This window comes from Streptomyces triticirhizae (assembly GCF_003696235.1).
Taxonomy (GTDB): domain Bacteria; phylum Actinomycetota; class Actinomycetes; order Streptomycetales; family Streptomycetaceae; genus Streptomyces; species Streptomyces triticirhizae.
In genome coordinates, this window is record NZ_RFFJ01000002.1 from 17,032 (window position 1) to 36,022 (window position 18,991).

Here is an 18,991-nt window from a genome sequence, read left to right on the forward strand (position 1 = left end):
CGGGATCGGCGGCCGGCCGTGGCGCATCCCGCGAGTTCCGCTCCTCGTGCCTCGCTCGTTCTCCCGGACGTTCACCTGGACGTTCCCCCGCACGTTTCTCTCCGGCGCCGGAACGGAGCCGCTCGGCCACGCGAACGGGAACGGGGCGGGGCGTCGACGTCACCGTGCCGGCACCGTGCTCACCCGTGGGTTAACAGTTGGTTGACGTGTGGCGGAAGCCCTGCCCAGCACGGCGTTACCCGCGTAGCGTTGGCGTGCCGCCGGGCCGCTCCCGGCCGTTGCGCGCCGCCGCCGCCCGTCCCGTCGCGGCGGCCCATGCCGTCTCCCCAGGAGGGTGTCCCGTGAAGTCCACTCGACCAGCCGACCGCGACCGTCCGTTCCGCCAACCGCCGCGCGGGGCCGTCGTGTTGGCCGCCGCCGTGGCGGGCGGGCTGTGCGTTCCGCTGCTGGCCTGGCCGAGTTCGGCGGCCGGGTCCGACGGGGTGCGGGTGGCCGAGATCCAGGGCGACACCCGGCTCTCGCCGCTGGTCGGCGAGCGGGTCACCGGGGTGACGGGCGTGGTCACCGGGGTGCGGGCCTTCGGCTCGCGGGGCTTCTGGATACAGGACCCGGTGGGCGACGGCAACCCGGCGACCAGCGAGGGTCTCTTCGTCTACACCGGCGAGGCGCCGACGGTCGCGGTCGGCGACGCGGTGGAGGTCGCCGGCACCGTCGGCGAGTACTACCCGGGCGGCGCCGAACGCGGCGGGCAGTCGGTCACCCAGCTGACCGGGCCCGAGGTGACGGTGGTCTCCTCGGGCAACGAGCTGCCGGCGCCGGTGGAGTTGACGGGCGACACGCTGCCGCGCCGCTATGCGCCGGCCGGTGAGGAGGCGGCCGGAGGCAGCATCGAGGGGCTGCCGCTGAACCCGCGCCGCCATGTGCTGGACCTCTACGAGTCGCTTGAGGGCATGGCGGTCTCGGTCGCCGACGCGCCGGTCGTGGGCCCGAGCACCGCGTACGGCGAACTGTGGGTGACGCTGCGGCCGCAGGACCACCCGACGCCGCGCGGCGGCACCCGCTACGCCTCCTACGAGGCGCACAACCCGGGGCGCCTGAAGGTCGAGTCACTGATCCCGTTCGCCGAGCGGCCGTTCCCCGAGGCCAACGTGGGCGACCTGCTCGGCGGGCGCACCACGGGCCCGCTGGACTACGACGAGTTCGGCGGATACACCCTGGCCGCACGGGAGTTGGGCGAGGTCGTCGACGGCGGCCTGGAGCGGGAGTCGACCAGGCCCCAGCGGCGCGGGGAGCTGGCGGTGGCGGCGTACAACGTCGAGAATCTCAACCCCGGTGACCCGGCCGAGAAGTTCGAGCGGCTGGCGACGGCCGTGGTCGACAACCTCGCGGCGCCCGACATCCTCGCCGTCGAGGAGATCCAGGACGACAGCGGGCCGACGGACGACGGGACGGTGTCCGCCGGGGAGACGCTGCGCCTGTTCACCGAGGCCGTGGTCGCCGCCGGCGGGCCGGCCTACGAGTGGCGCGGAATCGACCCCGTCGACGGCGCCGACGGCGGGCAGCCCGGCGGCAACATCCGCACGGTGCTGCTCTTCAACCCGGAACGGGTCTCCTTCGTCGACCGCCCGGGCGGGGACGCGACGACGGCGACCGAGGTGGTGGCGCGGCGCGGGGAGGCCACGTTGAGCCACTCCCCCGGGCGGATCGCGCCGGACGACGCGGCCTGGACGGACAGCCGCAAGCCGCTGGTCGGGGAGTTCACCTTCCGGGGCGAGACGGTGCTGGTGGTGGCCAACCACTTCGCGTCCAAGGGCGGCGATCAGCCGACGCACGGCCGTTTTCAGCCGCCGAACCGCAGTTCGGAGCGGCAGCGCGTGGCGCAGGCGCGGGCGGTCGCGGACTTCGTCCGGGAGACCCGCGACGCCCGGGGCGTGCGGCGGCCGGCGAACGTGGTGGTGCTGGGCGACCTCAACGACTTCACGTTCTCGGCGACGGCCGAGGCGCTGACCGCCGACGGGCTGCTGGAGAACGCGCTCAACTCGCTGCCGGCGCGGGAGCGTTACACCTATGTCTTCGACGGGCAGTCGCAGGTGTTGGACCAGACGCTGGTCTCGCCGGCGATCCGCCGCTACGAGTTGGACATCGTGCACATCAACGCCGAGTTCGCCGACCAGGCCAGCGACCACGACCCGCAGGTGCTGCGCTTCCGCCCCTGAGGCCGCCCGCCCCTCCGCCACCGGTAAGCAACGCTGAACGATGCCGCGCAGAACATCGAAGTGGACCGGAGGGGCCCCGGGGGCTCAGACTCCGTGCCATGCGTTCGGGACCCCTGGGCCGCTGTGCGGCGGCGATGATCACACCCTTCACCGAGGACGGCGCCCTCGACCCGGCGGGCGCCGAGAGGCTGGCCGCCCACCTGGTCCGCCGGGGCGGCTGCGACGCGCTGGTGGTCAACGGCACCACCGGCGAGTCGCCGACCACCAGCGACGCCGAGAAGGCGACCCTGCTCCGGGCGGTCAGGGGCGCGGTCGGCGGCGACGCGCTGGTGGTCGCCGGCGTCGGAACGGCCGACACCCGGCACACGATCGAACTGGCGCGCTCCGCCCAACAGGCCGGCGCGGACGGCCTGTTGGTGGTCACGCCCTACTACTCGCGGCCCACCCAGGAGGCGATCGCCCGGCATCTGCTGACCGTCGCCGACGCCACCGAGCTGCCGGTGATGCTCTACGACATCCCCGCGCGGACCGGCGAGGGCACCGCGTTGACCCTCGACACCCTGCGCCGGCTGGCCGAGCACCCCCGGATCGTCGCCGTCAAGGACTGCTCCTTCGACCTCCTCAAGGCCGGCCGGGCGCTCGCCGAGACGGACCTCGCCTACTACGCGGGCAGCGACGAGCTGAACCTGCCGCTGCTGTCGATCGGCGCCAGCGGGGTGGTCAGCACGGCGGCCAACGTGGTGGGCACGCAGGTCAGGGCGGTGCTGGACGCGTGCGCCGCCGGCGAGTTGGAGACGGCCGGCCGCCGCCACCGGGCGCTGCTGCCGCTGGTCGCGGCGCTGACCGGGCACGGGCCCGGCACGGTCGCGGTCAAGGCCCTCTTCCGGGCCGCCGGCCTCCCCGGCGGCCCGGTCCGCCCCCCGCTGCTGCCGGCCGACCCCGCGTTGACCACCCTCCTGGCCGGCGCGCTCCGCGCGGCGGTCGCCGAGGAGTGACCCGGCGTCAGTCGAGGCCCTCCAACGCCACGGGCATCAACAGCGACATCCGCTCGGCGCGGCCGCCCCCCGGGCCCGTGCTTTCAGGGCGGAACGTCAGCGGCGCGCTGGGGCCCGCGATCTCCACCTCCGCCCGGTCCGAGGCCAGCGCGGCCAGCGCCTCGGTGAGGAACTCCCGGTCCACGGCTACCCGTTGCCCCTCGCCCTCGCCCGGCCGCAGCGCGCCGTCCGCCGTGAGGGTGAGCACGCTCACCGCGCGGCGCGCGCCGTCCGTTCCGCGCCGCTCCTCCCGCACCGGGCCGGCCGCCACCTCGGCGCGCAGCGCCGCCGCGTCCACGACCACCCTGCGGCCGGCGGCCCCGCCGACCAGCCGGCGGTAGTCGGGATACGTCTCGTCGACGGCGGGGCCCGACGCCACCCGGCCACCGACCTCCAGCGCGACATCCACGGGCCGCACCGTCAGCCGCGCCGGCCAGGCGGCCCCCGTGAGCAGCGCCCGCATCGCGTCCACCACCGGCGTCGCCACCAGCGCCCGCGCCCGGTCGCCGCGCGCCGACAGCGGCACCCCGGCCACGGCCAGCCGGTAGCGGTCGGTGGCGACCAGCCGCAGCGTGCCGTCCTCGACGTCGAACAACACCCCGGCGAGCGCCGGGAGTTCCGGGTCGTGCCCGACGGCGAACCGCACCGCGTCCAAGGCGGCGGCCAGTTCCGCCCCCGCCAGCGTCAGCGTCACCACTCGGGACTCACTCGTGGTCATGGCGTTCTCCTTCTTCCCGGTGTGCTCGTTCTTCTCGACGGTGCCGCGCAGTCGGGAGAGTTCGGACCTGGCCTCGGCCACGCCCCGTTCCAGGCGGCGGACATGAGCCGCGAGCAGCCGCACCGGCAGCGTCGGGTCTCCACCGGCCCGGCCGGCCAGAGCCAGCCTGATGTCCGCCAGCGGCATCCCCACCCGGCGCAACACCGCCACCAGCCGCGCCTCGGCCACCTGCTCCCGGTCGTAACGCCGGTAGCCGGTCCCCCGGTCGACCACCGCCGGCACCAACACGCCGGCCCCGTCGTAGAACCGCAGCGCGCTCACCGGCAACCCACTCGCCCTGGCGACCTCGCCGATGCCCAACCGTTCGCTCTCCACGCCGCTCACTCTGCGCCCTGAAGCAGGTCGAGGGTCAAGCCACAGCGCCCGGCGGGGACCGCCGCGCTTCGGGTAGGGTCCAGGCCGCCAGACGCGACGCGGGGGAACGGTGAACGTCATGCGGGGTGCGGAGTTCGGCGAGGTCGGCGAGCCGCTGGGGCCGGACGACCCGACGACGGTGGGCGGGTACCGGCTGGCCGCGCGGCTCGGCTCGGGCGGGATGGGGCGGGTGTACCTCTCCCACACGCCGGGCGGTCGGCCGGTGGCGGTCAAGGTGATCCGCGCGGAGTTCGCGGAGGACCCGGCGTTCCGGGCCCGGTTCCGGCACGAGGTGGCGGCGGCCCGGCGCGTGCCGGCGCTGTGCACGGCGCCGGTCCTCGACGGCGACCCCGAGGCGGCGACGCCCTGGCTGGCGACGGCCTATGTCCCGGGTACCTCGCTGGCCGACGTTGTGAACCGACACGGCGGACTCCCGTTCCCCCCACTGCTGTTGCTGGTGGCCGGGGTGGCGGAGGCGCTGGGCGCGATCCACGGCGCGGGGGTCGTGCACCGCGACCTCAAGCCGGCCAACGTCCTGCTGTCCGCCGACGGGCCCCGCGTCATCGACTTCGGGATCGCCAGGGCCGCCGACGCCACGGCGCTGACACGCGGCGGTTCGGTGGTCGGCACCCCCACCTTCATGGCGCCCGAACAGGCGTTGGGCAGGCCGGTGGTGGCGGCCAGCGACATCTTCTCGCTCGGCCAGCTGACGGTCTTCGCGGCCACGGGGCGACCGGCGTTCGGGGAGGGCACCGCGCACGGGGTGCTCTACCGGATCGTTCACGAACAGCCGTCCCTGGACGGCGTTCCCGAACCGCTGCTGCCCCTGGTCGAACGCTGCCTGGCCAAGGACCCGACGGCCCGCCCCACACCCGCCGAGGTCATCGCCGCCTGCCAGGAACTCGCGCCGGGAACGGGCCCCCTGAGCCGGAGCCCCGACTGGCTGCCACCGACCCCACCCACCCCGCGCCGCCCCCGCCGCCGCCAACTCGCCCTGCTCGCCGGCGCGCTGGCCCTCCTCGCCTCGGGCGGCCACCTCCTCCTCCCGAACGACGAGCGGCCCCCGGCCGGCGAGGAGTACGGCACGATCGAACTCCCCGCCGGCGACCACCTCTTCCTCGGCGAGGACCCCGTGACGCCCCGCGCGTCGAACGCCTCCAACGCGCACCAGATCGACCTGCGCTACTTCACCGGCGGCGAAGAGCCCCTGCTCCGCACCGCCGAGGGCAACGAACTGGTCCGACTCCCCGCGAACGCCGCCCCCACGGCGGAGTCCTGCCGCGCGCAGGACTCCCCCACGGTGGCGCTGCCGCTGAACTCCTTCACCCCAGGCGACCGCCTCTGCGTCCGCACCCGCGCCGGCCACGTGGCCCTCATCACCCTCACCCACCCCGCCCCCGGCCCCCACATCACCCTCACCCTGACCCTCTGGCGCGCCCCCTGACCACCGAAGCCGCTGGCCCTGGGGGGCCAGCGGCAACGCCCCCCTGGCGGGTTCAGGCCGGACATCCCCTGCGGGCAGAACGGGTGGTACGCGGCAGCGCCACCCCCACGCGCAAAGCGAACCGAGGCCGGGGAGCGGCTTCGCTGGTGCGGGGTGCAAGCTGGGCGGCCGGAGCCGGACGAGCAGACCGTGGGGACATCCCCGCGCCCGCGGGGAGCAGCGCTTCTTGACGCTGGCGATGGCGCGCCAGCGGGGAACACCCCCGCGCCTGCGGGGACCACGGTTCGTGACCTGCGGTTCTTTCAACGACCGAGCCGGATTTTCCTCACTTCGCCAGACTTGCCAGACACTCCCTCCTCCACCAACCCCCAACCCGCACCACCCCACCCCGCGCCCCGCGCCCCGCGCCCGGTGGGCGGCCCGGGCGGCGCCGCCACCCGGGCGCGGGGCGCCTCCGGAACCCAGCGGAGCGTCAGTTGTGGGAGTGCAGCGCCGCGTTCAACCCGCCCCAGCTGCCGGTGCGGGTCAGCGCCTGGACCGTGCCGGTCGTCGAGTGGCGCCGGAACAGCAGGTTGTGCGCGCCGGACAGTTCCAGCGCCTTGACCACGTCCCCGTCGGGCAGCGTGACCCGGGTGCCGGCCGTGAGGTACAGCCCCGCCTCCACGATGCAGTCGTTCCCCAACGAGATGCCGAGGCCGGCCTGCGCGCCCAGCAGGCAGCGTTCCCCGATGGAGATGGTCTGCTTGCCGCCGCCGGAGAGGGTGCCCATGATCGAGGCGCCACCGCCGATGTCGGAGCCGTCGCCGACGACGACGCCCGCGCTGATCCGGCCCTCCACCATGGAGGTGCCGAGGGTGCCGGCGTTGAAGTTGCAGAAGCCCTCGTGCATCACCGTGGTGCCGGCGGCCAGGTGGGCGCCGAGCCGCACCCGGTCGGCGTCGCCGATGCGGACCCCGGTGGGCACCACGTAGTCGGTCATCCGGGGGAACTTGTCGACGCTGGTCACGGAGAACGTCTGCCCGGCGGCCCGAGCGGCGAGCTGCGCGCGGCCGACCTCGGCGGCCGGGACCGGGCCGATGGTGGTCCAGGCGACGTTGGCCAACAGGGCGAAGATCCCGTCCAGGTTGAGGCCGTGCGGCCGGACCAGCCGGTGGCTGAGCAGGTGGAGCCGCAGGTAGACGTCGTGGGCGTCGAGCGGCTTGTCGTCGATCGAGGAGATGACCGTGCGCACCGCGATCACCTCGACGTTCCGGCGCGGGTCGGGGCCCAGCGCCTCGGGGGTGTCGGGGCCGAGCAGCACGGCGGCGCGCTCGGGGGTGAGGCGTTCGGTGCCGGCGGGGCCGGGCTCCTCGGTCAGCTCGGGGTTGGGGAACCAGGTGTCGAGCACGGTGCCGTCGGCGGCCAGGGTGGCGAGCCCGGCGGCGACGGCGCCGGTTGCGGTGCGAGGGGTCTCGTCGGTCATGGTTCCGACGCTAACCGGTACCGGGGTCCGGCTGCGAACCCGTCTCGACCAGCAGGCGCGCGAGCGCGGCCCTGGTCTCCTCCGGGCGGTGTGGCCGGCCGGTGAGCAGCAGTTGGATGAGCAGCCCGTCGAGCAGCGCGACGGCCGCCCGCGCGGTGGCGGCGTCGCCGGTCAACGGCCGTGCCAGCCGCACCATTTCGTCGAGGCAGTGGGCGGCCAGCGGGCGGAGCACGGGGCGGTCGAGGCCGGCGAGGTAGAGCCCGTAGACGAGTTCGGTCACCGCCCTGCGGGGGCCGAGCCACTCGTCGACCAGTTCCACCACCCGGTCGCCGAGCGAGGCCGCCCCACCGCCCGAGCCGGACCCCGAGCCGGCCGACGCGACCCAGTCCCGGAACGCGGCGAGCCACTGGTCGTTCACCCGCTCCAGCGCCGCGACCAGCAGCGCGTCCCCGCTGTCGAAGTGGTACGTCGTGGAGCCGAGCGGAACGTCGGCCTCGGCGGCCACGGCGCGGTGGGTCAGCCCGTTGACCCCGCGTCGTTCCAGCACCCGCACGGCGGCGGCCACGATCCGCTCCCGCCGCTCGGGGTCGTGGCGGCGCGCCATCAGTGGGCCCCGCCGACGTTCAGCACCACCACGCCGGCGACCACCAGCAGCACCCCGGCGATCCTGGCGAGCGTCGGCGGCTCGTCGAGGAAGACCATGCCGATGGTCGCGACCAGCGCGGTCCCGACGCCGGCCCAGATCGCGTAGGCGGTGCCCACGTCGAGGGTCTTCAGCGCCTGGGCGAGCAGCGCGAACGCCAGGACGTAGCCGGTCAACGAGCCGACCGTGGGCCACAGCCTGGTGTAGCCGTCGCTGAGCTTCATCAGGGTGGTCGCCGCGATCTCCAGCAGGATCGCGCCGGCCAGGATCAGATAGGCCATATGGACGAGCGTACACAGCGTTCTGGACACCTGTACACATCGGCGGGATCGACATCCGGCGGGCCCCTGGCCGGCTTCGAGCGGCTCCGGACGGGTGAGCCGGGCCGCCCGCCCGGGGAGCCGTGGGCCGCCGGGACGCCGCTGCGGCGAGGGTGATCCGGACGGCTTGTCGGACAAGCGAGAGGAAGCAACGAGATGGCTCAGTGTGAGGTCTGCGGCAACGACTACCGCATGGCCTTCGAGGTGCGGGCCGCCGGCCAGGTTCACGTCTTCGACAGCCTGGAGTGCGCGGCCCAGCGCATGGCCCCGATCTGCGAGAACTGTCAGTGCCGCATCCTGGGCCACGGGCTGGAGACCGAGGAGGGCCAGTTCTACTGCTGCGCCCACTGCGCCCGCACCCAGGGGCACGCCCAACTGGTCGACCACGCCTGACCGTTCACCGGCCACGGCGCGGCGACCGTTCACCGAACCCTCGGGAAGGCGGACAGCGGAAAGGGGGCGCCCACACCGGGCGCCCCCTGCCACGGGACCGTCGGCCCCTCGCGACGGGAACCGTCAGACGTTGAACCCCAGCGCGCGCAGCTGGTCGCGCCCGTCGTCCGTGATCTTGTCGGGGCCCCACGGCGGCATCCAGACCCAGTTGATCTTCAGCTCGCTCACCAGCCCCTCGGTCGCCGACTTCGCCTGGTCCTCGATGACATCCGTCAGCGGGCAGGCCGCCGAGGTCAGCGTCATGTCGACGGTCGCCACATTGCTCTCGTCAACGTGCACGCCGTAGATCAGCCCCAGATTGACCACGTCGATCCCCAGCTCGGGGTCGACCACGTCCATCATGGCCTCGCGGATCTCCTCCTCGCTCGCCGGGCTGGCGACCGTCTCGGTCTCGCTCATGCGACAGCACCTCTCTCGTTCGCCTCGCCTGTCATGACTGCTCGCCCCGCGCCGTGGCCTCGTCGCCCAACGCCTGCGCCGTGGCGTCCTTCCACGCCATCCAGCTCAGCAGGGCGCACTTGACCCGCGCCGGGTACTTGGAGACGCCGGCGAACGCCACCGCGTCCTGGAGCAGCTCCTCCATCGCGTCGTCCGGGGTGATCTGGCCGCGCGACTGCATCAGCTCCAGGAAGGTCCGCTGGATCTCCAGGGCCTCGGGCAACTCCCTGTCCACCAGCAGCTCGTTGAGCACCGAGGCGCTGGCCTGGCTGATCGAGCAGCCCTGCCCCTCGTAGGAGACGTCCGCGATCCGCTCCCCGTCGTACCGCACCCGCAGGGTGATCTCGTCACCGCAGGTCGGATTGACGTGGTGGACCTCGGCGTCGCCCGCGCGCAGGCCGTGGCCGTGCGGGTTCTTGTAGTGGTCCAGGATCACTTCCTGGTACATCGATTGCAGCTGCACACCCTCGTCCGTTCCGTCTCACCCGTCGCCGTCGTCATCCCCGGCCGGTCACCCGAAGAAGCCACGCACGTACTCCAGCCCGTCGGCCAGGGCGTCCACCTCGGCCGGCGTGGAGTACAGATAGAACGACGCCCGCGTGGTCGCCGGAATTCCGTACCGCAGACAGACCGGCCGCGCGCAGTGGTGGCCGACCCGGACCGCGATGCCCTGCTCGTCCAGCACCTGGCCCACGTCGTGCGGGTGTATGTCGCCGAGCGTGAACGAGATCGTCGCGCCCCGGTCCTCCGGGGTCACCGGGCCGATGATCCGCAGCCCCTCCACCCGGGAGAGCCGCTCCAGCGCATAGCCCGTGATCGCCCGCTCGTGGGCGGCGATCCGCTCCATGCCGATGGCGGTGAGATAGTCCACGGCCGCGCCGAGGCCGACCGCCTGGGCGATCGGCGGGGTGCCGGCCTCGAACTTGTGCGGGGCCGGCGCATAGGTGGACGAACTCATGGTGACGGTCTCGATCATCTCGCCACCGCCAAGGAACGGCGGGAGGTCCTCCAGCAGCTCCTGCCGGCCCCAGAGCACGCCGATCCCGGTCGGGCCGCACATCTTGTGGCCGGTGAACGCAACGAAGTCGGCCTGCAACGACTGCACGTCCATCGGCATGTGCGGCGCCGCCTGCGAGGCGTCGATCAGCACCAGCGCGCCGACCTCCTGGGCGCGGCGCACGATGGCCTCGACCGGGTTGTGCGTGCCGAGCACGTTGGAGACCAGGACGAACGACACGATCTTGGTGCGCTCGGTGATCACCTCGTCGATCCGGGACAGGTCGAGCCGGCCCTCGTCGGTGAGCCCGAACCACTTCAGCTTCGCGCCGGTGCGCTGCGCCAGCAACTGCCAGGGCACGATGTTGGAGTGGTGCTCCATCTCCGTGATGACGATCTCGGTCCCGGAGTCCACCCGGTAGGGCTCGTCGGCCAGGCCCAGCATGTTGGCGACCAGGTTGAGCGACTCCGAGGCGTTCTTGGTGAAGACCACCTCGTCCCGGCTGGGCGCGTTGATGAACGCCGCGACCTTGTCCCTGGCGCCCTCGTAGAGCGCGGTGGCCTCCTCGGCCAGGACGTGGACGCCCCGGTGGACGTTGGCGTGGTGGCGCTCGTAGTAGTCGGCGAGCGCGTCCAGCACCTGCCGGGGCTTCTGCGAGCTGGCCGCGTTGTCCAGGTAGACCAGCGGCCTGCCCTCGTGGACGGTGCGGTCCAGGATCGGGAAGTCCTTGCGGATGGCTTCGGTGTCCAACAGGCCCGGCAGGCCGGACACGTCGGACACCGGGTGCCCTTCGGTCATGAGGCAGCCCCCTTGGTGTACTGCTCGTAGCCCTCGGCCTCCAGCTTGTCGGCCAGCTCGGCGCCGCCGGACTCGACGATCCGGCCGCCGGCGAAGACATGCACGTGGTCGGGCTTGATGTAGCGCAGGATGCGCGTGTAGTGGGTGATCAGCAGGGTGCCGACCTCGCCGGTCTCCCGGACGCGGTTGACGCCGGAGGAGACGATCCGCAGCGCGTCGATGTCCAGGCCCGAGTCGGTCTCGTCGAGGATCGCGATCTTGGGGCGGAGCAGCTCCAGCTGGAGGATCTCGTGGCGCTTCTTCTCGCCGCCGGAGAAGCCCTCGTTGACGTTGCGGTCGGCGAAGGACGGGTCCATCTCCAGCCGTTCCATCGCCTCCTTGACCTCCTTGACCCAGGTACGCAGGCGCGGCGCCTCGCCCCTGATCGCGGTGGCCGAGGTGCGCAGGAAGTTGGAGACGGAGACGCCGGGGACCTCCACCGGGTACTGCATGGCGAGGAAGACGCCGGCCCTGGCCCGCTCGTCGACGGACATCTCCAGGACGTCCTCGCCGTCGAGCGTCACGGTGCCGCCGGTGACGGTGTACTTGGGGTGGCCGGCGAGCGAGTAGGCGAGGGTGGACTTGCCGGAGCCGTTGGGGCCCATGATGGCGTGCGTCTCGCCCTGCTTCACGGTCAGGTCGACACCGCGCAGGATCTCGGTGGAGCCGGTCTCGGTCTCGACGGAGACGTGCAGGTCGTGGATCTCAAGCGTTGCCATGGGGATGCCTCAGGACTCCTGGGTGAGGGAGACGAGCACGGTCGCCGCCGGGCCCTCTCCTTCGATCTTGACGGGGTAGGTGGGGATGGGACGGGTGGCCGGCGGGCCCGAGGGCTTGCCGGTGCGCAGGTCGAAGCTGGAGCCGTGCAGCCAGCACTCGATCTGGCAGTTGTCGACCTCGCCCTCGGAGAGCGAGACGTTCGCGTGCGAGCAGATGTCGTTGACGGCGAACACCTCGCCCTCGGTGCGGACCACGGCGACCGGGGTGCCGTCGATCTCGACCCGGTGCGGGGTGTCCTCGGACAGGTCGCCCAGCGTGCAGGCCGGCTGGTAGGTCGCGCCGCTCATGCGATGGACTCCGCCAGCTCGGCCTCCAGCTTGGCCAGCAGCCGCTCCTCGACGTCCTTGACGCCGATCTGCTGGACCAGTTCGGCGAAGAAGCCGCGCACCACGAGGCGGCGGGCCTCCTCGGCCGGGATGCCCCTGGCCATCAGGTAGAACAGCTGCTCGTCCTCGAAGCGGCCGGTCGCCGAGGCGTGGCCGGCGCCCTGGATCTCGCCGGTCTCGATCTCCAGGTTCGGCACCGAGTGGACCCGGGCGCCATCGGTGAGGACCAGGTTCCGGTTCAGCTCGTAGGTGTCGGTCCCGGTGGCCTGGGCGCGGATCACCACGTCGCCGATCCACACCGCGCGGGCCGTCTCGCCCTGGAGCGCGCCCTTGTAGGCGACGTTGCTGCGGCAGTTGGGGGCGTTGTGGTCGACGAGCAGCCGGTGCTCGTGGTGCTGGCCCTCGTCGGTGAAGTACAGCCCGTACAGTTCGGCCTCGCCGCCGGGGCCCGCGTAGCTGACCCGGGGGTGCACGCGGACCACGTCGCCACCGAAGGTGACGACGATCGACTTGACCGAGGCGTCCCGGCCGACCAGCACGTTGTGCTGGGTGACATGGACGGCCGTGTCGTCCCAGTCCTGGACCGAGACCACGGTGAGCTTGGCGCCGTCGCCGACCAGGAACTCGACGTTGGCGCCCCGGACGGTGTCGCCGGTGTGGTCCAGCACGAGGACCGCCTCGGCGAAGGCGCCGATGTCGAAGATCGTGTGCCCGAAGGTGACGCCGCCCTCGCCGTGCAGGCTCAGCCGCACCGGCTCGGGCAGCACCGCGTCCCTGGGCACCGCGACCACGGTGGCCTTCTCCACCGAGCTGAACGCCTGCGCCGCGACCCGGTCCACCGGCGTGCCGGCGCGGCCGACCCTGGGGTCGTCCAGGCCGACGGTCTCGACGGTGACGCCCTCGGGCGCGGACAGCTCGACCTTCATCGAGCCGTTCGCCGTCGCCGTGCCGTCGTGCAGGCCGCGCAGCCGGTCGAGCGGGGTGAACCGCCACTCCTCCTCGCGGCCGTGCGGCACCGGGAAGTCCGCCACGTCGAACGACGGCGGGGCGCTGGTGCGGGTGACCACGGAGGACTCGACGGCCGCCGCGACCGCCTCCCCCGCACTGTCGGCGCCGGGCATACTCTGGGCCTCAGCCATGGGTCTCGTCGTGCTCGCTCTCTTGGGTTCAGGGCCGGGGCCGTGGAAGACGCACGACACCAGGCCACGTCGGGTGGCTCGGTCGGGGGCGGGCGGTCAGCCGACCGCGCCCTCCATCTGAAGCTCGATCAGCCGGTTCAGCTCCAGGGCGTACTCCATCGGCAGCTCCTTGGCGATCGGCTCGACGAAGCCGCGCACGATCATCGCCATCGCCTCGTCCTCCGACAGGCCCCGGCTCATCAGGTAGAACAGCTGGTCGTCGCTGACCTTGGAGACCGTCGCCTCGTGGCCCATGGTCACGTCGTCCTCGCGGACGTCCGTGTACGGGTAGGTGTCGGAACGGGAGATCGTGTCGACGAGCAGCGCGTCGCACAGCACGTTGGACTTCGAGCCCTCGGCGCCCTCGGCGATCTCGATCAGGCCACGGTAGGAGGTCCGACCGCCGCCCCTGGCCACCGACTTGGAGACGATGTTGGACGAGGTCCTGGGCGCCATGTGCACCATCTTGGCGCCGGCGTCCTGGTGCTGGCCCTCGCCGGCGAAGGCGATGGAGAGCGTCTCGCCCTTGGCGTGCTCGCCCATCAGGTAGATCGCCGGGTACTTCATGGTGACCTTGGAGCCGATGTTGCCGTCGACCCACTCCATGGTGGCGCCCTCGTGCGCGACGGCGCGCTTGGTCACCAGGTTGTACACGTTGTTCGACCAGTTCTGGATGGTCGTGTAGCGGCAGCGGCCGCCCTTCTTGACGATGATCTCCACGACCGCCGAGTGCAGCGAGTCCGACTGGTAGATCGGCGCGGTGCAGCCCTCGACGTAGTGCACGTAGGCGTTCTCGTCGACGATGATCAGCGTCCGCTCGAACTGGCCCATGTTCTCCGTGTTGATCCGGAAGTAGGCCTGGAGCGGGATGTCGACGTGCACGCCCGGCGGGACGTAGATGAACGATCCGCCGGACCAGACGGCCGTGTTGAGCGCGGCGAACTTGTTGTCGCCGGCCGGGATCACGGTGCCGAAGTGCTCCTGGAAGATCTCCGGGTGCTCGCGCAGCGCGGTGTCCGTGTCCAGGAAGATCACGCCCTGCTTCTCCAGGTCCTCACGGATCTGGTGGTACACGACCTCCGACTCGTACTGCGCGGCCACGCCCGCGACCAGCCGCTGCTTCTCCGCCTCGGGGATGCCCAGCTTGTCGTAGGTGTTCTTGATGTCCTCCGGCAGGTCCTCCCAGCTCTGGGCCTGCTTCTCGGTGGAGCGCACGAAGTACTTGATGTTGTCGAAGTCGATGCCGCTGAGGTCGGAGCCCCAGGTGGGCATGGGCTTCTTGCCGAAGAGCTTGAGCGCCTTCAGCCGCATCCGCAGCATCCACTCGGGCTCGGACTTCTTGGCCGAGATGTCGCGGACGACCTCCTCGGACAGGCCACGCCTGGCGGCGGCGCCGGCGGCGTCCGGGTCGGCCCAGCCGTACTCGTAGGTGCCCAGGCCATCCAGCTCGGGGTGGGCGGTCTCCGTAGGGGACGTCATGCGGGGTTCCTCCCGGCGGTGCGTGCGTGTGCGGTGGTCTTGGGGGGTGTGACGGTGCTGCGGTGGGTGCCGTCGGCCGGTGTGCCTCGGGGCCGGGGCCCGCCGGCCGGCCGCCGGCTCTCCGCCCCACCGTCCGCCGGGGCGGCGGCCGAGGTGTCGGGGACGAAGGTGGTGCAGACGCCATCGCCGTGCGCGATGGTCGCCAGCCGCTGTACGTGGCTGCCCAGCAGCTCGGAGAAGACCTCGGTCTCCGCCTCGCAGAGCTGGGGAAAGGACGCCGCCGCGTGCGCGACCGGACAGTGGTGCTGGCAGAGCTGCTGCCCGGCGGGCGCCGCGACACCGCGCGTGGCGGCGGCGTAGCCGTCCCGCGACAGCGCCTCGGCCAGCGCCCTGGCCCGCTCCTCGGGGGGCACCCGCTCCACCAGCGAACGATACCGCTCGGCCTGGGAGGCGGCCCGCGCCCTGGCGAAGGCCAGCACGGCGGCGGCGCCGCGCTCCCCGCCGCCGGCGGCGCGCTCGATCCAGCGCAGCGCCTCGACGGCCAGCTCGTCGTACGCCTGGTCGAAGGCGTCCCGGCCGAGGTCGGTGATCGCGAAGACCTTGGCGGGCCGGCCCCGGCCGCGCGAGCCATAGACCCGCTTCTCGCGGGGCTCCACCAGCGCGTCGGCCACCAGCGCGTCCAGATGGCGCCGGACGGCGGCCTGCGTCAGGCCCAGCCGGTCGGCCAGCTGCGCGGCCGTGGAGGGGCCGTGGTCGAGGATGGAACGGGCGACCCGACGGCGCGTGTTCGACTGCTCGTCGGGGGCGTGCGGCAGGGCGGACACACCGGTGGCCCGATGGGCCGTCGGTGTCTCGTTCCGGTCGCTCCCGTTTTTCACAACGTCATTGTTGCGTAATTCCGGCGAGCCGAGCAAGCCGCGTTCTGACCAGCCGGGATGCAGTACATCACGTAAGGCGAACCTAACCTCGCGCCGGGGCTCCCGCTCGCGGCCGACCACCCCTTGACGCGCGTCAGGCGACGGGAAAGGGTGGACCAGGCGCCGGGGGTAAGCGCTTTCTCTGAGCGGTGGTCCCGCGCGCCCGCACGGCCCCGCCCCCTCTCGGGAGAAGCTTCCATGACACGCCGCTACGCCCTGGTCGGCCTCGGCAGCCGCGCCCACCTCTACGCGGACGCGCTGCTCGGCGACTGGCGCGACGCAGGAGAGATCATCGCCCTCTGCGACACCAACCGGACCCGGATGAACCACCACAACGCGCGGATCGAGGCCGCCGGCCTGCCGCCCGTTCCCACCTTCCACCCGGACGCGTTCGACCGGGTGCTCGCGCTGGCCGACGCCGTGATCGTCACCACCGTGGACGCCACCCACGCCCGCTATGTGGTGGCCGCGCTCCAGGCCGGCCGCGACGTGGTGGTCGAGAAGCCGATGACCACCGACGCCGCCGGCTGCGCCGCCATCGCCGAGGCCGCCGAGCGCGGCCCAGGACGGCTGGTCGTGACCTTCAACTACCGCTACTCGCCCCGCAACTCGGCCGTCCGCCGGGTGCTCGCCGAGGGCGCCATCGGGCGGGTGACCGCCGTGCACTTCGAGTGGGCGCTCGACACCCTGCACGGCGCCGACTACTTCCGCCGCTGGCACCGCGAGGCGCGCAACTCCGGCGGGCTGCTGGTCCACAAGTCCACCCACCACTTCGACCTGGTCAACTGGTGGCTGGACGCCGGCCCCGAGCTGGTCTTCGCCCAGCAGGGACTCCGCTTCTACGGGGACGCCAACCCGCCGGCCGCCGAACTCGGCCCCCGCCCGGAGCGCGGGCGGGGCGCGCCGGGCCTGGGCAGCGACCCGTTCCTGCTGGACCTGGCCGCCGACCCCACCCTCAAGGCGCTCTACCTGGACGCCGAGCACGAGGACGGCTACCTGCGGGACCGGGACGTCTTCGGCCCCGGCATCGACATCGCCGACACCATGTCGCTGCTGGTCCGCTACGACAACGGGGTCCAACTCACCTACGCGCTGCACGCCTACGCCCCCTGGGAGGGGTACCGGGTGGTCTTCAACGGCACCGGCGGGCGGCTGGAGCTGGCGGTGACCGAACGGGCCTGGGCGTCCAGGGAGGCGGCGATCGACCCCAGCGCCAAGGGACACGGCGACGACGACGGCTACGCGGAGCGCCTCACCCTGCACCGGCACTGGCAGCCGCCCGAGGATGTGCCCATCGAGCAGGGCACCGGCGGGCACGGCGGCGGCGACCGACTGCTGCTGGACGACGTCTTCCGGGGCGCGAGCGAGGACCCGCTGCGCCGGCAGGCCGGGTATCTGGCCGGCATCCGCAGCGTGCTGACCGGGGTCGCCGGCAACGAGTCGGCCCGCACCGGGCAGCCGGTGCGGCTCCTCGACGGGGGCACCAGGCTGGCCGACTGAACGGGGCCGGGCCCGGGCGCGGGTCGGCCGGCGCACCCGGGCGGCGGCCCGGCGCGCCGGCCGACCTAGACTCGCCCCATGCGCAGCGCGGGGGTTCCACCGGCGGTCGAGGCGGCCGGCCTGGTCAAGCGGTACGGCGAACGGATCGCCGTGGACAACCTCGACCTCACCGTTCCCGCGCACCAGGTGACCGCCGTGCTCGGGCCCAACGGCGCGGGCAAGACCACCACCATCGAGGCGTGCGAGGGCTACCGCCGGATGGACGCCGGGCGGCTTCGGGTGCTCGGGCTCGACCCGGTCGCGGACGGCCGACGGCTCCGATCGCGGATCGGTGTGATGTTGCAGGAGGGGGGCGTGTACCCGGGCGCGCGCGCCGGGGAGATGCTCCGCCATGTCGCGAGCCTCTACGCGCACCCCCTCGACGTGGCCGCGCTCGGCGAGCGGCTGGGGCTCGGCTCCTGCGGGCGGACGCCCTACCGGCGGCTCTCCGGCGGGCAGCGGCAGCGGCTGGCCCTCGCCATGGCCGTGGTGGGCCGGCCCGAGCTGGTCTTCCTCGACGAGCCGACCGCCGGGCTCGACCCACAGGCCCGCCAGGCGACCTGGGAACTGGTGCGGGAGCTGCGGAACGACGGGGTCACCGTCGTGCTGAGCACCCATCTGATGGACGAGGCCGAGGAGTTGGCGGACCGGGTCGCCATCCTGGACGGCGGTCGGGTGATCGCCGACGGCAGCCCGGCCGAGCTGTGCCGGGGCGGCGGGGCCGACGTGCTGCGCTTCGCCGGGCGGCCCGGGCTCGACCTGGCCTCGCTGCGCGCCGCGCTGCCCGCCGACGCCGAGGTCACGGAGCCGACGCCGGGGAACTACCGGATCACCGGCGACGTGGGCCCCAGGCTGCTGGCGACGGTGACCGCCTGGTGCGCCCAACACGGCGTGCTGGCCGACCGGATCACCACCCGGCGGCACACGCTGGAGGACGTCTTCCTCGAACTGACGGGCAGGGAACTTCGCGCATGACCGCCGCCACCGGCCGCTACTCCCCCGCCCCCGGCGCCGCCCCGCTGCCGCGTATGATCCTGGCGCAGACCGCGCTTGAGGCGCGGATGCTGTTGCGGCACGGGGAGCAGCTGCTGCTCACCATGATCATCCCGGCGCTGCTGCTGGCCCTCTTCAGCTCGGTCGACCTGATCGACACCGGCCCGGGCGAGCGGGTCGACTTCCTGGCGCCGGGAGTGCTGGCGCTGGCCGTGCTCTCCACCGCGTTCACCGGGCAGGCCATCGCCACCGGCTACGAGCGGCGGTACGGGGTGCTCAAGCGGCTGGGCGTCTCGCCGTTGCCACGCTGGGCGCTGCTGGTGGGGAAGACAGGCGCGGTGCTGGTCACGCTCGTGTTCCAGACCCTGCTGCTGGTGGTGGTCGCGCTGGCGCTGGGCTGGTCGCCGAGGGGGAACCCGCTCGCCGTCGCCGGGCTGATGCTGCTGGGCACGGCCGCGCTCTCCGGTCTCGGGCTGCTGATGGCCGGCACCCTGCGGGCCGAGGCGACGCTGGCCGCCGCCAACCTGGTCTTCGTGCTGCTGCTGTTCTTCGGCGGGGTGATCGTGCCGCTGACCGAGTATCCGGACGGGGTGCGCTCGGTGTTGGAGCTGCTGCCGGTGCCGGCCCTGGCGGACGGGCTGCGGGAGGTGCTGCGCGAGGGCGGCTGGCCGGCGGCCTCGGACGTGGCGGTGCTGGCCGGCTGGTCGGTGGCGGGCCTGGGCCTGGCGGCGCGCTTCTTCCGCTGGGAGTGACGCGCTCCGCCGGGAGTGACGCGCCGCACGGCCCGTCGGGCGGGGGCTCGT

The 18,991-nt window shown here is 73.1% G+C and carries 19 protein-coding genes; 7 read left to right on the forward strand and 12 right to left on the reverse strand.

Annotated elements, in window-relative coordinates:
- The first annotated feature begins 341 nt into the window (after positions 1–341).
- Together EBN88_RS00680 and dapA are read left to right on the forward strand one after the other, a co-directional pair.
- Positions 342–2,216, forward strand: coding sequence for an endonuclease/exonuclease/phosphatase family protein (locus EBN88_RS00680; protein WP_407703358.1), 1,875 nt, complete (start codon positions 342–344; stop codon positions 2,214–2,216).
- A gap of 98 nt (positions 2,217–2,314) precedes the next feature.
- The gene (gene dapA, locus EBN88_RS00685) at positions 2,315–3,211 is read left to right on the forward strand and encodes a 4-hydroxy-tetrahydrodipicolinate synthase (RefSeq protein ID WP_122181787.1); all 897 of its coding nucleotides are present in this window, start codon (positions 2,315–2,317) and stop codon (positions 3,209–3,211) included.
- 7 nt (positions 3,212–3,218) lie between these two features.
- Here dapA and EBN88_RS00690 read toward each other — a convergent pair whose 3' ends face one another.
- The gene (locus EBN88_RS00690; RefSeq protein ID WP_122181788.1) at positions 3,219–4,343 is read right to left on the reverse strand and encodes a DNA polymerase III subunit beta family protein; all 1,125 of its coding nucleotides are present in this window, start codon (positions 4,341–4,343) and stop codon (positions 3,219–3,221) included.
- 118 nt (positions 4,344–4,461) lie between these two features.
- On the opposite strand from EBN88_RS00690, the gene EBN88_RS00695 reads away from it, so the two are divergent.
- Entirely contained in the window at positions 4,462–5,826 is a 1,365-nt protein-coding gene (locus tag EBN88_RS00695; RefSeq protein ID WP_122181789.1) for a serine/threonine-protein kinase, read from the forward strand.
- A 472-nt stretch (positions 5,827–6,298) separates the two neighbouring features.
- Here the strand turns inward: EBN88_RS00695 and dapD are convergent, their stop codons facing one another.
- From dapD to EBN88_RS00710, 3 genes are read right to left on the reverse strand one after another with little or no spacing between them, the layout of a single operon-like run.
- Positions 6,299–7,288, reverse strand: coding sequence for a 2,3,4,5-tetrahydropyridine-2,6-dicarboxylate N-succinyltransferase (dapD, locus tag EBN88_RS00700; RefSeq protein WP_122181790.1), 990 nt, complete (start codon positions 7,286–7,288; stop codon positions 6,299–6,301).
- 10 nt (positions 7,289–7,298) lie between these two features.
- Positions 7,299–7,892, reverse strand: a complete 594-nt coding sequence (locus EBN88_RS00705; RefSeq protein ID WP_122181791.1) for a TetR/AcrR family transcriptional regulator — start codon at positions 7,890–7,892, stop codon at positions 7,299–7,301.
- Positions 7,892–8,212 carry a DMT family transporter gene (locus EBN88_RS00710; RefSeq protein ID WP_122181792.1) on the reverse strand — a complete coding sequence of 107 codons (321 nt, stop codon included), beginning with the start codon at positions 8,210–8,212 and terminating at the stop codon, positions 7,892–7,894. Before EBN88_RS00710 ends, EBN88_RS00705 begins: the two co-directional genes overlap by 1 nt.
- A gap of 195 nt (positions 8,213–8,407) precedes the next feature.
- On the opposite strand from EBN88_RS00710, the gene EBN88_RS00715 reads away from it, so the two are divergent.
- Positions 8,408–8,644 carry a hypothetical protein gene (locus tag EBN88_RS00715; protein WP_122181793.1) on the forward strand — a complete coding sequence of 79 codons (237 nt, stop codon included), beginning with the start codon at positions 8,408–8,410 and terminating at the stop codon, positions 8,642–8,644.
- A gap of 123 nt (positions 8,645–8,767) precedes the next feature.
- Here the strand turns inward: EBN88_RS00715 and EBN88_RS00720 are convergent, their stop codons facing one another.
- From EBN88_RS00720 to EBN88_RS00755, 8 genes are all read right to left on the reverse strand, one after another.
- Positions 8,768–9,103: a metal-sulfur cluster assembly factor gene (locus EBN88_RS00720; RefSeq protein ID WP_122181794.1), complete on the reverse strand. Its 336-nt coding sequence runs from the start codon at positions 9,101–9,103 to the stop codon at positions 8,768–8,770.
- Positions 9,104–9,134: 31 nt separating this feature from the next.
- On the reverse strand, positions 9,135–9,605 hold the full coding sequence (gene sufU / locus EBN88_RS00725; RefSeq protein WP_122181795.1) for a Fe-S cluster assembly sulfur transfer protein SufU: 471 nt from the start codon (positions 9,603–9,605) through the stop codon (positions 9,135–9,137).
- A gap of 48 nt (positions 9,606–9,653) precedes the next feature.
- Entirely contained in the window at positions 9,654–10,910 is a 1,257-nt protein-coding gene (locus EBN88_RS00730; protein WP_122181852.1) for a cysteine desulfurase, read from the reverse strand.
- Positions 10,911–10,933: 23 nt separating this feature from the next.
- Positions 10,934–11,695 (reverse strand): Fe-S cluster assembly ATPase SufC, encoded by a 762-nt coding sequence (gene sufC / locus EBN88_RS00735; RefSeq protein ID WP_122181796.1) that lies wholly within the window; start codon positions 11,693–11,695, stop codon positions 10,934–10,936.
- A 9-nt stretch (positions 11,696–11,704) separates the two neighbouring features.
- Entirely contained in the window at positions 11,705–12,043 is a 339-nt protein-coding gene (locus tag EBN88_RS00740) for a non-heme iron oxygenase ferredoxin subunit (RefSeq protein WP_122181797.1), read from the reverse strand.
- Entirely contained in the window at positions 12,040–13,221 is a 1,182-nt protein-coding gene (sufD, locus tag EBN88_RS00745) for a Fe-S cluster assembly protein SufD (RefSeq protein ID WP_122181798.1), read from the reverse strand. Before sufD ends, EBN88_RS00740 begins: the two co-directional genes overlap by 4 nt.
- Before the next feature lie 96 nt (positions 13,222–13,317).
- On the reverse strand, positions 13,318–14,739 hold the full coding sequence (gene sufB, locus EBN88_RS00750; protein ID WP_122181799.1) for a Fe-S cluster assembly protein SufB: 1,422 nt from the start codon (positions 14,737–14,739) through the stop codon (positions 13,318–13,320).
- Positions 14,736–15,617, reverse strand: a complete 882-nt coding sequence (locus EBN88_RS00755; protein WP_407703359.1) for a helix-turn-helix transcriptional regulator — start codon at positions 15,615–15,617, stop codon at positions 14,736–14,738. The genes sufB and EBN88_RS00755 overlap by 4 nt, the downstream gene beginning before the upstream one ends.
- Positions 15,618–15,854: 237 nt before the next feature.
- On the opposite strand from EBN88_RS00755, the gene EBN88_RS00760 reads away from it, so the two are divergent.
- From EBN88_RS00760 to EBN88_RS00770, 3 genes are all read left to right on the forward strand, one after another.
- Positions 15,855–17,156 (forward strand): Gfo/Idh/MocA family oxidoreductase, encoded by a 1,302-nt coding sequence (locus EBN88_RS00760; protein WP_122181801.1) that lies wholly within the window; start codon positions 15,855–15,857, stop codon positions 17,154–17,156.
- A 78-nt stretch (positions 17,157–17,234) separates the two neighbouring features.
- Positions 17,235–18,170, forward strand: a complete 936-nt coding sequence (locus tag EBN88_RS00765) for an ABC transporter ATP-binding protein (RefSeq protein WP_122181802.1) — start codon at positions 17,235–17,237, stop codon at positions 18,168–18,170.
- The gene (locus EBN88_RS00770; protein ID WP_122181803.1) at positions 18,167–18,940 is read left to right on the forward strand and encodes an ABC transporter permease; all 774 of its coding nucleotides are present in this window, start codon (positions 18,167–18,169) and stop codon (positions 18,938–18,940) included. The genes EBN88_RS00765 and EBN88_RS00770 overlap by 4 nt, the downstream gene beginning before the upstream one ends.
- Positions 18,941–18,991 lie beyond the last annotated feature (51 nt).

Coding starts and splice junctions, on each gene's coding strand:
- dapA (WP_122181787.1), top strand. CDS start 2,315: ATGCGTTCGGGACCCCTGGGCCGCTGTGCGGCGGCGATGATCACACCC.
- EBN88_RS00695 (WP_122181789.1), top strand. CDS start 4,462: ATGCGGGGTGCGGAGTTCGGCGAGGTCGGCGAGCCGCTGGGGCCGGAC.
- dapD (WP_122181790.1), bottom strand. CDS start 7,288: ATGACCGACGAGACCCCTCGCACCGCAACCGGCGCCGTCGCCGCCGGG.
- EBN88_RS00705 (WP_122181791.1), bottom strand. CDS start 7,892: ATGGCGCGCCGCCACGACCCCGAGCGGCGGGAGCGGATCGTGGCCGCC.
- EBN88_RS00710 (WP_122181792.1), bottom strand. CDS start 8,212: ATGGCCTATCTGATCCTGGCCGGCGCGATCCTGCTGGAGATCGCGGCG.
- EBN88_RS00715 (WP_122181793.1), top strand. CDS start 8,408: ATGGCTCAGTGTGAGGTCTGCGGCAACGACTACCGCATGGCCTTCGAG.
- EBN88_RS00720 (WP_122181794.1), bottom strand. CDS start 9,103: ATGAGCGAGACCGAGACGGTCGCCAGCCCGGCGAGCGAGGAGGAGATC.
- sufC (WP_122181796.1), bottom strand. CDS start 11,695: ATGGCAACGCTTGAGATCCACGACCTGCACGTCTCCGTCGAGACCGAG.
- EBN88_RS00740 (WP_122181797.1), bottom strand. CDS start 12,043: ATGAGCGGCGCGACCTACCAGCCGGCCTGCACGCTGGGCGACCTGTCC.
- sufD (WP_122181798.1), bottom strand. CDS start 13,221: ATGGCTGAGGCCCAGAGTATGCCCGGCGCCGACAGTGCGGGGGAGGCG.
- sufB (WP_122181799.1), bottom strand. CDS start 14,739: ATGACGTCCCCTACGGAGACCGCCCACCCCGAGCTGGATGGCCTGGGC.
- EBN88_RS00760 (WP_122181801.1), top strand. CDS start 15,855: ATGACACGCCGCTACGCCCTGGTCGGCCTCGGCAGCCGCGCCCACCTC.
- EBN88_RS00765 (WP_122181802.1), top strand. CDS start 17,235: ATGCGCAGCGCGGGGGTTCCACCGGCGGTCGAGGCGGCCGGCCTGGTC.
- EBN88_RS00770 (WP_122181803.1), top strand. CDS start 18,167: ATGACCGCCGCCACCGGCCGCTACTCCCCCGCCCCCGGCGCCGCCCCG.